We start from the raw sequence: 12,950 nt of genomic DNA on the forward strand, positions 1-12,950 counted from the left end.
ATGCTTTGGTTGTTGTGAGTTTGGCCTGTTTTTGTACCATATGTGCTTAGTTGCTTTATAAAAACAAGGAATGTTGCAATGGAAAAGAAGTTGATAGCCGTAGTGGTTACCGGCTTGCTGGTGCTTGTTGGGTGTGGCGGCGGAGGTGAAAAAGCGCAGGAGCGTTCTAACGTTAATGGTGATCCTGCCCTCGATAGTTTGCAGGCTTACCAGTCCAATAGCCTTTTCGCGTCAGCAGCTCTTGACTGCGTTCCCTTATACAAACAGCAGCGGTCTTGCCTAGTCAGTGATATTGCACCGCTAGGCTATGGCATTGAGGGTGATGTTACGGTCGATGACATTGCCGCCCGGCTGGTAGTATCGCATGCGTGGATGGGGAGTAACTTCATCGCGGCCCTGCGCGAGATGCCGCAGGATCTACTGAACTTATTCGGCTCTGTTAATGCTGTCGTGTTGAGCTATGAAATTCGCCCCTCTTTCTATCATTCCGGAACGGCCAGCATGTATATCGACCCGCGTTACCTCTGGCAGACAGAAACGCAGTGGCAGGATATCTATCAGCAGGATGACTTTCGTGATGCTTATCAATCACAGTTCAAATTTGTTGCCGCCAACCGTTATCTCGATCCCTATGGCCAATATGTGTTGACCAGCAATACTTATGATAGGGACGTTAATTACTTTCGGGATATAGATAAGATCACCAGAGGGTTATACCGCTTGCTGGCCCATGAATTGGCTCATGCCAATGACTATTTACCGCAGGATACATTGGCAGATTTGGATACCAACTTGACGGTTTGGCAGAATATTCAACGACGGATCCCGGTGAACAGTGATCTTAACCGGGAGCAGCCTCTAAGCTCGATTATGCTGCATGATTTGGCTCAGGCTTCTTTTCGCGGCGAAACTCCTACGCAGGCACAGACTCAGCTTGAAGCCGAAACCTTAGGGGCCGAGTTCGAGTTTGATGGCGCGGCTGATTATTATGCCTACTCCAGTCAGGCTGAAGATGTCGCGATGCTGTTTGAAGCTTATATGATGCACCAGCAATACCAGGCGATTTCGGATGTCGCCTTTCTTGTTGAGCCTGCAATGACAGACCCCTATTGTGATGATTACAAGATAGGCTGGGGGCAGCGTGACCGCTTGGCAGACAGTCATGTAAAATCGAGAGCGAAGCAAATCGCAGAGCGTATCTTGATGCGCGATCTCAGAGCGGAATTTAGCCGTATTGATGAGGCTGCTGAATTGCTGCCTTACGGCACTGGGTGGTGCGAGGCCCAGTCCCGATTTGTGTCGGGCAAGCCGATGGTGAAGAGCACGCAGCAGGCGCTGAGCACTGTCTTCTTCCGTGATGATTTCACCCGTGAGTAATCACCTCTTGTCTATTGAACCTGCTGCTGTAAGGCCAGTGTATGACCGCACTGGCGGCAGCGGTAATGGGCTTGCCCGCGCTGGACTTTATTGTGGCGGCGGACTGTCATTTGGTACTCATTGCACTGGCAGCGGTAACGAAAGGTCTGGCCCTGTACCGAACTGACATCAAAACTGTGGGTGGTGCGAGGGGTAACACCGAACACTTCTTGCATGATGATCTGCCACTCCTTGCCGTGTGGGCGGACCTTGCCAAACAGTTTGAATACCACTAAGTGGGCAACTTCGTGGGGTACGACTTCATTTAAAAAAGCATCTGGGTTTTCTTCGAGCAATACCGGATTGAAGCGAACTTCCCACCCTTGCAGCCGGGCACTACCGGCAATCTTACCGCGTTGGCTAAAGCGTACCTCTGGCATGGTTAAACGCTTGTTGAGGCGCTGGTTGGCTTGGGTGATACATTGCTTTACGCGTTCGGTAACTTGGTTTTGCAGGAGAGTCATGGCAACTTCAGGGCTTGCTGGTGGAAGGGGAGAGTATAAGAGGTCAGCGGGCCAGAGGCTAGAGGCACAAGGCCCTCGGAAAAGCGGGACCAAGGAAAACAATAGGTTTGATATGGCTCGGAGTTAATCCTTCTGAATAGCCAATAGCCAATAGCCAATAGCCAATAGCCAATAGCCAATAGCCAGATGCTAAAAAAGGAAGCCGAAGCTTCCCTTTTACAATCAGACTGTCGCTTACGCCGCTTACTTGATGTTAGCGAAGTCGCGTAGGATGTCTGCTTTGTCAGTTTTTTCCCATGGAAACTCTTCACGACCGAAGTGACCGTATGCCGCTGTTTTTTGATACATAGGCTTAAGTAGGTCAAGCATTTCGATCAGGCCGTATGGGCGCAGGTCGAAGTGCTGGCGTACGGCTTCAACGATGATGTCGTGAGACACTTTCTCGGTGCCGAATGTTTCGATCATGATAGATGTTGGATCTGCAACACCAATAGCGTAAGACAGCTGGATTTCACAACGGTCAGCCATGCCTGCAGCAATGATGTTCTTCGCTACATAACGTGCTGCGTATGCTGCCGAGCGGTCAACTTTCGATGGATCTTTACCAGAGAATGCACCACCACCGTGACGAGCTGCGCCGCCGTAGGTATCTACGATGATCTTACGACCCGTTAGACCACAGTCACCCATAGGGCCACCGATTACGAAACGGCCGGTTGGGTTGATGAAGTACTTGGTGTCTTTGTTTAGCCACTCTGAAGGTAGAACTGGCTTGATGATTTCTTCCATTACTGCTTCTTGCAGTACTGGTAGCTCAATGCTGTCGCAGTGCTGAGTCGAAAGTACGACTGCATCGATACCAACGATTTTTCCTTGGTCGTAGGCAAACGTTACCTGGCTTTTCGCATCAGGGCGAAGCCAAGGTAGGGCACCATTTTTTCGAACTTTTGCTTGGCGCTCTACTAGGCGGTGGGCGTAAGTCACAGGTGCAGGCATCAGTACTTCAGTTTCGTTTGTCGCGTAACCGAACATGATACCTTGGTCACCAGCGCCTAGCTCGCGTGGGTCTTCACGGTCAACACCTTGGTTGATGTCCGGAGACTGCTTACCAATGGCACTTAGGATGGCACAAGAGTTGGCATCGAAACCCATTTCTGAGTTTACATAACCGATTTCACGTACAGTTTCACGAGTGATTTCTTCGATATCAACCCATGCTGAAGTAGTGATTTCACCACCAACCATCACCATACCGGTTTTTACGTAAGTCTCACACGCAACACGTGCTTTCGGATCTTGCTCCAAGATCGCATCCAATACTGCATCTGAAATCTGATCTGCAATTTTGTCTGGATGGCCTTCTGATACTGATTCAGAAGTAAACAGGTGCTTCGCCATGAGCGCTCCCATAAAAATATGTTAATTGAAAAAACTCGAGCTCTATATGCTTATGATATCAATCACGCAGTTGCGTACGGATATACGTTTGTATGTATAGAGCTACCTCCGTCTAGACGGCCATAATACCTTTTGCTGGTTAAAAATCAACTTGCAACGAGTAGGGATATTTTTGTTAAAAGAAAGCAAACGTTTCCCCTGTAACGCTTTTATTACAGTCAGTTGCCTAGAATGCGGATGTGATACGGCTACCATGACCTTGATATAGAACTTATTTTTCTCAGGAAATCGTTTGCAGTCATAGCCCAGTCTTTGCGACAATACCCGCCCGCCGAACTGCGGTTAACCTGAATCATTAATGGTAAGGGTAGCCGAATACTCAACGTCTACGAATTTCTGGAGCAGACATGTCTTCTCGTAAAGATCTTGCTAATGCAATCCGTGCCCTAAGCATGGACGGTGTTCAACAAGCTAACTCTGGCCACCCTGGTGCACCTATGGGTATGGCTGATATCGCTGAAGTACTGTGGCGTGGCCACATGAACCACAACCCACAAAACCCTGAGTGGGCTGATCGCGACCGTTTTATCTTGTCAAACGGCCATGGTTCAATGCTGATTTATTCTCTGCTTCACCTGACTGGTTACGATCTGTCTATCGACGATCTGAAAAATTTCCGCCAGCTGCATTCAAAAACACCGGGTCACCCTGAGTACGGTTATGCTCCGGGTATTGAAACGACCACGGGTCCTCTTGGCCAAGGCATCACCAATGGTGTGGGTATGGCAATGGCAGAAAAAGCCCTTGCTGCTCAGTTCAACCGTGACGGCCACGACATCGTTGACCACAACACTTACGTGTTCATGGGCGACGGTTGTTTGATGGAAGGTATCTCTCACGAAGCGTGTTCTCTTGCTGGCACATTGGGCCTAGGCAAGCTGGTTGCTTTCTGGGATGACAACGGCATCTCAATCGACGGTGAAGTTGAAGGTTGGTTCTCTGACGATACACCTAAGCGTTTCGAAGCATACGGCTGGCATGTGATCCCAGCTGTTGACGGCCACGACGCTGACGCGATCAACGCTGCGATTGAAGCGGCAAAAGCGGACCCACGTCCGACTCTTATCTGTACCAAGACGATTATCGGCTTCGGTTCACCGAACAAAGCGGGTACGCATGACTGTCACGGTGCACCGCTTGGCGCAGAAGAAATTGCCGCGACGAAAGCTGCACTTGGCTGGGAGCATGGTCCATTTGAGATCCCTGCAAACATTGCCGCTGAGTGGGATGCTAAAGAAGCAGGCGCAGCGAAAGAAGCGGCTTGGAACGACAAGTTCGCCGCTTATGAAGCGGCTCACCCTGAGCTTGCTGCAGAGTACAAGCGCCGTGTGAATGGCGATCTACCTGCACAGTGGGAAGAGAAAGCGAACGCAATCATCGCTGATCTGCAAGCTAACCCTGCCAACATCGCATCACGTAAAGCCTCTCAAAACGCGCTTGAAGCGTTTGGTCAGATGCTACCTGAGTTCATGGGCGGCTCTGCTGACCTTGCGCCTTCTAACCTGACTATGTGGTCTGGTTCTAAGTCGCTAGAAGCAAATGACTTCTCTGGTAACTACATTCACTACGGTGTACGTGAATTCGGCATGACCGCAATCATGAACGGTATTGCACTACACGGTGGTTTCGTACCATACGGTGCAACTTTCCTAATGTTCATGGAGTACGCGCGTAACGCAATGCGTATGGCGGCACTGATGAAAGTGCAGAACATTCAGGTTTACACGCACGACTCTATCGGTCTGGGTGAAGATGGTCCGACTCACCAGCCGGTTGAGCAAATTGCCTCTCTACGCCTGACGCCGAACATGAGCACATGGCGTCCATGTGATCAGGTTGAATCTGCAGTAGCTTGGAAACTGGCTATCGAGCGTAAAGACGGTCCAACATCGCTGATCTTCTCGCGTCAGAACCTGGCACAGCAAGAGCGTACAGATGTACAGGTTGCTGACATCGCCAAGGGTGGTTACATCCTGAAAGATTGTGAAGGCAAGCCGGAGCTTATCCTTATCGCAACCGGTTCTGAAGTTGAGCTAGCGGTTGAAGCTGCAGCCCAGCTGACAGCTGAAGGTAAGAACGTACGCGTAGTGTCGATGCCATCTACAGACTTGTTCGACAAGCAAGATGCGGCTTACCGTGAAGCAGTATTGCCATCTGACGTAACGGCACGTGTTGCTGTTGAAGCGGGTATTGCTGACTTCTGGTACAAGTATGTTGGCTTTGGTGGCAAGATCATCGGTATGACGACATTCGGTGAATCTGCACCTGCAGGTGAGCTATTCAAGATGTTCGGCTTCACTACCGAGAACGTGGTTAACACGGCGAAAGAAGTGTTGGCATAAGCTTGATTAGAATTAAGTCGCTGAGTGCTGTTCATGTAGCGATTTATTTTGAAGGCTAAAAAAAAGACCCCGAACAGGGGTCTTTTTTTATATGAAATGAGATCTTTGTCACGCTGAGGGTTATTGGTAATGACCAGCTGAATTGCAAGGTTTTGATACTAAGCTTCTGAAATTAAAGATTATGAATGGTATGGGTGACTCTGCTCACATTTATGGTGATTATCAGAGATGCTTGTTATACACTAACGCGGCTTATTAATTTTGTAGCACGGATATGACACTAAAAGTCGCAATTAATGGATTTGGCCGTATTGGTCGCAGTGTGCTTCGGGCACTGTACGAAAGCGGTAAAGATCATCACATCAAAGTCGTGGCGGTCAACGAACTGGCTGAGCCTGAAGGTATGGCTCATTTGCTCCAGTATGACACTAGCCATGGACGCTTTTTTAAGCCTGTCAGTCATGACCAGGAGCACCTTTTTATTGCTCATGGGAACGGCGAGAAAGACAGTATCCGTATTCTTCACCAAAACGAAATCCACTTGCTGCCCTGGAAGGATCTAGACGTCGACATTGTCTTGGATTGCACCGGTATCTTTGGCAGTCGCGCCGACGGCGAAGCCCATATCAAAGCGGGCGCCAAAAAAGTGTTGTTTTCCCATCCTGCTGCAAATGATATCGACAATACCATTATCTATGGTGTGAACCACGACTCGCTCAAGCCTGAGCACAATATTGTCTCCAATGGCTCTTGCACCACCAACTGTATTGTCCCTGTTATTAAAGTGTTGGATGACGCCTTCGGCATTGAATCCGGTACTATTACTACTATCCACTCGGCGATGAATGACCAGCAGGTCATCGATGCTTACCACAGCGATTTACGCCGTACTCGAGCTGCCAGCCAGTCAATTATTCCTGTTGATACTAAACTTCATCTGGGTATTGGTCGTATCTTTCCGAAATTTTCTGACAAATTTGAAGCGATCTCTGTGCGCGTACCGACAATTAACGTTACCGCAATGGATTTGAGTGTCACTGTAAAAACAAATGTGAAAGTTAATGACGTAAATCAATCACTGGCCGAGGCATCTCGTTGTACATTAGATGGCATAGTGGATTACACCGAAGTGCCGCTTGTCTCGGTAGACTTCAATCACGATCCCCATAGCGCGATTGTCGACGGTACTCAGACCCGAGTAAGTAACCAGCATCTGATTAAACTGTTGGTCTGGTGTGATAATGAATGGGGATTTGCCAATCGGATGCTAGACACCGCCTTGGCAATGAACGCGACCGAAACCACCCAAGTGGTTATTGAGGAAAGTTCAGCGGTTTGCGATAAGCAATAAAGAATTATTAGGGCCTAGCAGTGACGCTGGGCCGACAAAAACTTTGATTTTAAATTAATTAATGTTGAGAGGACAAACCATGTCTGTAATCAAGATGACTGATCTGGAACTTGCGGGTAAACGCGTATTCATCCGTGCTGACCTAAACGTTCCTGTGAAAGACGGTAAAGTAACTTCTGATGCGCGTATCCTTGCATCGCTTCCAACTATCAAGCAGTGCCTAGAAGCTGGCGCTAAAGTAATGGTTACTTCTCACCTGGGTCGTCCAACTGAAGGCGAGTACGCGGAAGAGTTCTCTCTACAGCCTGTTGTTAACTACCTAAACGACGCACTTGACTGCGACGTTAAACTAGCAAAAGACTACCTGAACGGCCTTGAGCTGAACGCAGGTGAGCTAGTTGTTCTTGAAAATGTTCGCTTTAACAAAGGCGAGAAGAAGAACGAAGAAGCACTTTCTAAGCAGTACGCTGCTCTTTGTGACATCTTCGTAATGGACGCATTCGGTACTGCTCACCGTGCGCAAGCATCTACACACGGTGTAGGTACTCACGCGCCAGTAGCATGTGCAGGTCCTCTTCTAGCGGCTGAGCTAGAAGCACTAGGCAAAGCAATGGACAATCCAGAGCGTCCGCTAGTGGCTATCGTTGGTGGTTCTAAAGTTTCTACTAAGCTAACTGTACTTGAGTCGCTATCTAAAATTGCTGACCAACTTGTTGTTGGTGGTGGTATCGCGAACACATTCATCGCAGCTGAAGGCCATAACGTAGGTAAGTCTCTATACGAAGCTGACCTAGTTGAAACTGCTCAGAAACTAATGAAAGAATGTGCTATCCCAGTAGCAACTGACGTTGCATGTGCAAAAGCATTCGACGAAAACGCCGAAGCTGAAATCAAGCACGTTTCTGAAGTTCAAGACGACGACATGATCTTCGACCTTGGCCCAGATTCTACAGCTGCTCTTGCTGAAATCATCGGCAACGCAAAAACTATCCTTTGGAACGGCCCTGTAGGCGTATTCGAATTCAAGAACTTCGAAGCGGGTACAGCTGGTATTTCTAAAGCAATCGCTGAATCTGCAGGTTTCTCTGTAGCCGGTGGTGGTGACACGCTAGCAGCTATCGACAAGTTCGGTATCAAAGCTGACGTTTCTTACATCTCTACAGGTGGCGGTGCATTCCTTGAGTTCGTTGAAGGTAAAGTACTTCCTGCTGTTGCTATGCTAGAAGAGCGTGCAAAAGCTTAAGTAATTTGAGGGCGGGAGTTCCGGCAAAGCACTTCCGCACTAATCGTTTGTGAATAATGTCATGTTTTTGTAGAATATGGGCGCTTCGCAAACGATTGCACAGTTTTTTGTTTATATAAGACAACAAGGCAAATAGGACTATTGTTATGTCTAAGATCTTCGATTTTGTAAAACCTGGTGTTATTTCTGGCGACGACGTACAGAAAGTTTTTGAAATTGCTAAAGAGCACAAGTTCGCACTTCCAGCGGTTAACGTTGTTAACACTGACTCTGTAAACGCTGTTCTAGAAGCTGCTGCAAAAGTTAAAGCACCAGTTGTTGTTCAGTTCTCTAACGGCGGTGCTGCATTCTTCGCTGGTAAAGGCCTGAAGCTAGAAGGTCAAGAAGCACAGATTAAAGGTGCTGTTGCTGGTGCTAAATACGTACACGCTGTAGCTGAAGCTTACGGTGTGCCAGTAATTCTTCACACTGACCATGCTGCTAAGAAACTTCTTCCATGGATCGACGGTCTACTAGACGCGGGTGAAGAATTCTTCGCACAAACTGGTAAGCCTCTATTCTCTTCTCACATGATTGACCTTTCTGAAGAGTCTCTAGAAGAGAACATCGAGATCTCTGGTAAGTACCTAGAGCGTATGGCTAAGATGGGTATGACACTAGAAATCGAACTAGGTTGTACTGGTGGTGAAGAAGACGGCGTTGATAACTCTGATATGGACGCATCTGAGCTGTACACTTCTCCTGAAGACGTAGCTTACGCATACGAGAAACTAGTTGCTATCAGCCCTCGTTTCACTATCGCTGCTTCTTTCGGTAACGTACACGGTGTTTACCAAGCGGGTAACGTTGTTCTTACTCCAACTATCCTACGTGACTCTCAGGCATACTGTGCAGAGAAGTTCGGCATTGCTGGTAACGCACTAAACTTCGTATTCCACGGTGGTTCTGGTTCTTCTGAAGCAGAAATCCAAGAGTCTATCGGTTACGGTGTTATCAAAATGAACATCGATACTGATACTCAGTGGGCTAACTGGGATGGCGTTCGTCAATACGAAGCTGCAAACCGTGACTTCCTACAAGGCCAGATTGGTAACCCAACTGGTGAAGCTGCGCCAAACAAGAAGTACTACGATCCACGCGTATGGCTACGTGCTGGTCAGTCTTCAATGGTTGCTCGCCTAGAGAAAGCATTCTCTGACCTTAACGCTATCGACGTACTTTAATTTTACGTCCTGCGCTAAGTTAAGAAAAAACCCGCTTCGGCGGGTTTTTTTGTGCCTGTCATTCACGCTTGCTTGCCTGCAAATTTTTGTTGGTGTTTTTTTAGTCTCCGGAGTATTATCTTGCCGCGAAAAAAGGCTGTTATTCTGGCCTATTCATAGAAAATCACTGTTATAGTGATGATTGCATAAGTAATTTACATAATTAAGCCTATGATTATTTGTGCTCCCGCTGCTATTTTTTGTGGGAAAGGAAATAATATTTGCAGGAAGAGAAAGGTATGAGTGAGAGTAGTGTTACAGATACCGTAACGGATACCGTCACAGATGTTGCGGATACGGTAGTGGATACCATCAAAGATAATGATCTGACCAATGGCGTACTCAGTGCTGGCACTTGGGTCGCTGACAATCAGGAATTACTGATCCAGTACGGGGTGAATATCCTGTCTGCGTTGTTGATCCTGTTTATTGGTAATATCATCACCAAGAGTATTGCTAATGGCGTGGCAAAAATGCTGCGCAGAAAAGATATGGACGAGGCGGTTGTTGAATTCCTTCAATCGCTCGTACGCTATCTGTTGTTTGTGATTGTACTGATTGCTGCTTTGGGCCGTGTCGGTGTACAGACGGCATCTGTCGTTGCTGTGATCGGTGCCGCTGGTTTAGCCGTTGGCTTGGCCTTGCAGGGCTCGCTGTCAAACTTTGCTGCCGGTGTACTTATCGTAGCTTTCCGTCCGTTTAAGTCGGGGGATTTTGTTGAGATTGGTGGGGTATCTGGGTCGGTTGAATCGATCCAAGTGTTCTCTACCATCTTGAAAACCCCAGACAATAAAATGGTGGTAGTACCGAATGCGGGGGTCATTGGTGGCCCAATCACCAACTATTCACGCCATAACACCCGTCGAATCGACTTGGTGATAGGTGTTTCTTACGATGCTGATCTCAAACATACCAAAGCGGTGCTGACTCGGGTGATAGAAGCCGATGCGCGTATCTTGAAAGATCCTGAGCCAACGGTTGGTGTATTGGCACTGGCTGATTCCTCAGTTAATTTCGCGGTACGCCCTTGGGTGAATACGGCTGATTACTGGGCGGTATACTTCGATTTGATGCAGGCTATCAAAGAAGAACTGGATAAAGAAAACATCGGGATCCCGTATCCGCAGATGGATGTCCACCTCAACAAGGCCCTTGAGCAGTAATATCGATACCAATAAAAAATGGAGCCGTAAGGCTCCATTTTTTATCCGATCTTAGCGGTCGGCAATGGGATCACTGTATTGGGCAGTGCCGCCAGCAGTTTGTCGAGATCGCGGCTGGCAAAAGCAAAGGTTAGCTCCGGTTTACCCGGGGTAAACATCAGTTCATCATGCTGGTAAAGAATCGGATCTATCAAGAGTGAGATCTCTTCTGGCAGGCCGAACGGACAGACTGCGCCGGGTACACAGCCTATCACCTCAGCCATTTCTTCATGACTGCACACTGACACTTTCTTTCCCAGTACCTGCTTGACCAGTTTGCTGTCGAGCCGGCTGTCGCGGTGAGTCAGCAACAAGCTGTGGCCACCGCCCTTGAGGCGCATGAACAGACTCTTGGTCGGAGCGGCTGTCCAGCCAAGCTCGTTAGCAATCTTCTCATCGGTCTCATAATCCAAAATGGCTTCATGCTGCCATTGTTGGTAGCTGACACTGGTTTGCCCAAACAAGGCCAGATTACTCAGGTAAATTTGTTCTAACTTCTCAAACTGCATATTGGCTCCATAATCCCTGTACCAGATGGCTGGCGATGAAGAACATCATAGCGGCAACGGCGAGGTCGATTCCGCGTTTTACTTTGGGTTTTGACAATGTCGGCCCTAATTTAGCGGCACCCAGCGATAGCGTATAGAACCAGGCAAATGATGCCAAGATGGTACCGATGGCAAAGGCTACTCGGTCATTGCCTTCAAATTGGCCGCCGATAGAGCCCAGAATGACCACTGTGTCGAGGTACATGTGTGGGTTAAGCACGGTGACAGCCAGTGCTCCGAGGATCACTGCACGGCGGCCGCGGGCCAACACCGCTTTGCTCTGCTCTTGTTCGGAAGGCTTGCGCAGGGCACTACTTAATGACAGGCAGCCATAAAAGGTCAGGAACAAGATCCCGCCGACAGTAACACTGGCCAGCAAGGTTTCATTGCTGGATAGCAAAGCACCGCCGCCGAAGATACCTAAGCTGATAAACAAGGTATCAAGCACGCTGCAGACGGTGGCCGTAGTGAGATGGTGGTTACGCTTGATCCCTTGGTTGAGGACAAAGGCGTTCTGTGCTCCGATTGGAATAATCATCGATGCGCCGAGTCCAAATCCTTGTAATAACGCCCAAATGCTCATTTTACTGCTTACCTTATTTATTAATATTTCGGTTTCTCCCTGTATCTGGGAGGCCGGGTTGAAAGTGTTGGCGCAAGCATACTCCTGCCGCTATTGTTAAGTACAACTAATAAGATTTATGTAATATTAGACTTTCTAATAAGCGTGCGATGCAGATACAAAGCAGGTGAAAAAAAGATGCGAGGACTGGATTATCGATGGATTGAAGCGCTTGATGCGGTGATATCCCAACGGGGATTTGAGCGGGCAGCAGAGTACTTATGTATTACCCAATCGGCGGTGTCACAGCGGATCAAGCAGTTGGAAAAGTTGATGGCCCAACCCATGCTGGTCAGAGAGCAGCCGCCACGGCCAACGGCGGCTGGACAGAAAATGCTGGGGCTTTATCGCCGGGTGCGCCTGCTCGAGCAAGAGCTGTTACCCGAGCTGACACCGGATGACAGCAGTCAGCCATTGTCGGTGTCTATCGCGACCAACGCCGACAGTCTGGCCACTTGGCTGCTGCCGGCACTGAGCCCTTTGTTACGCTCAAGGCGGATTGAGCTCAACCTGATGATCGAAGACGAATCCCGAACACTGGATAAACTGCGCGGTGGCGAGGTGGTTGGGGCGATCAGTATGGAATCTACCCCGATGCCGGGATGTGTGGCTGATTATCTTGGCAGGGTGGATTTTCTCTGTGTGGCCAGCCCGTCTTTTGCCAATAAGTATTTTGCCCAAGGGGTAAACCGTGACACCTTGCTGGCTGCACCCGGTGTTGCATTCGATTATCACGATGATATGCACGAGCGATTTATCCATCAGCATTTCAATCTGCCTTTTGGCAGCGTTATGAAGCACACGGTACGCTCGTCGGAGGCCTTTGTCAGGATGGCGGTGGAAGGCATTGCCTATTGTCTTATTCCTCGGATCCAAATCCAGCAGGAGCTTGATGTTGGTACATTGGTTAACCTGACTCCGGATATTTTCCTGACCCGCAGAATGTACTGGCATCACTGGGCATTGGAGAGTGGGGTATTGTCTGACTTATCTGAGCAGATGACCCAGTACGCCGCGAAGGTTTTGCCGCAATAAAATATAA

General features: G+C 48.6%; 11 protein-coding genes. 7 read left to right on the forward strand and 4 right to left on the reverse strand.

All coding sequences use genetic code 11. The features are described 5' to 3' along the window. Positions 1–78 precede the first annotated feature (78 nt). Positions 79–1,377 carry a hypothetical protein gene (locus ACVA58_RS23040; protein WP_446512689.1) on the forward strand — a complete coding sequence of 433 codons (1,299 nt, stop codon included), beginning with the start codon at positions 79–81 and terminating at the stop codon, positions 1,375–1,377. Between the two features lie 11 nt (positions 1,378–1,388). Here the strand turns inward: ACVA58_RS23040 and ACVA58_RS23045 are convergent, their stop codons facing one another. Both ACVA58_RS23045 and metK read right to left on the reverse strand, forming a co-directional pair. Next, complete coding sequence (locus ACVA58_RS23045; RefSeq protein WP_446512690.1) at positions 1,389–1,880, reverse strand: SprT family zinc-dependent metalloprotease; 492 nt, start codon at positions 1,878–1,880, stop codon at positions 1,389–1,391. Between the two features lie 243 nt (positions 1,881–2,123). Next, a complete protein-coding gene (metK, locus tag ACVA58_RS23050; protein WP_446512691.1) occupies positions 2,124–3,278 on the reverse strand; it encodes a methionine adenosyltransferase in 1,155 nt (384 codons plus the stop codon). Positions 3,279–3,685: 407 nt separating this feature from the next. Here metK and tkt point away from each other — a divergent pair, with 407 nt between their 5' ends. From tkt to mscS, 5 genes are all read left to right on the forward strand, one after another. Then, entirely contained in the window at positions 3,686–5,680 is a 1,995-nt protein-coding gene (tkt, locus tag ACVA58_RS23055; RefSeq protein WP_446512692.1) for a transketolase, read from the forward strand. Positions 5,681–5,954: 274 nt separating this feature from the next. Next, positions 5,955–7,031 carry an erythrose-4-phosphate dehydrogenase gene (gene epd / locus ACVA58_RS23060; protein WP_446512693.1) on the forward strand — a complete coding sequence of 359 codons (1,077 nt, stop codon included), beginning with the start codon at positions 5,955–5,957 and terminating at the stop codon, positions 7,029–7,031. A 79-nt stretch (positions 7,032–7,110) separates the two neighbouring features. After that, positions 7,111–8,274 carry a phosphoglycerate kinase gene (locus ACVA58_RS23065; RefSeq protein WP_446512694.1) on the forward strand — a complete coding sequence of 388 codons (1,164 nt, stop codon included), beginning with the start codon at positions 7,111–7,113 and terminating at the stop codon, positions 8,272–8,274. Positions 8,275–8,420: 146 nt separating this feature from the next. Continuing rightward, on the forward strand, positions 8,421–9,497 hold the full coding sequence (gene fbaA / locus ACVA58_RS23070) for a class II fructose-bisphosphate aldolase (RefSeq protein WP_446512695.1): 1,077 nt from the start codon (positions 8,421–8,423) through the stop codon (positions 9,495–9,497). A 278-nt stretch (positions 9,498–9,775) separates the two neighbouring features. After that, complete coding sequence (mscS, locus tag ACVA58_RS23075; protein ID WP_446512696.1) at positions 9,776–10,699, forward strand: small-conductance mechanosensitive channel MscS; 924 nt, start codon at positions 9,776–9,778, stop codon at positions 10,697–10,699. A 41-nt stretch (positions 10,700–10,740) separates the two neighbouring features. Here the strand turns inward: mscS and ACVA58_RS23080 are convergent, their stop codons facing one another. Beyond that, positions 10,741–11,247, reverse strand: coding sequence for a YbaK/EbsC family protein (locus ACVA58_RS23080; protein ID WP_446512697.1), 507 nt, complete (start codon positions 11,245–11,247; stop codon positions 10,741–10,743). Next, a complete protein-coding gene (locus ACVA58_RS23085; protein WP_446512698.1) occupies positions 11,237–11,869 on the reverse strand; it encodes a LysE/ArgO family amino acid transporter in 633 nt (210 codons plus the stop codon). Before ACVA58_RS23085 ends, ACVA58_RS23080 begins: the two co-directional genes overlap by 11 nt. 177 nt (positions 11,870–12,046) lie before the next feature. On the opposite strand from ACVA58_RS23085, the gene ACVA58_RS23090 reads away from it, so the two are divergent. Beyond that, positions 12,047–12,943 (forward strand): LysR family transcriptional regulator ArgP, encoded by an 897-nt coding sequence (locus ACVA58_RS23090; RefSeq protein WP_446512699.1) that lies wholly within the window; start codon positions 12,047–12,049, stop codon positions 12,941–12,943. Positions 12,944–12,950: the final 7 nt, after the last annotated feature.

Source organism: Photobacterium sp. DNB22_13_2, assembly GCF_052873915.1.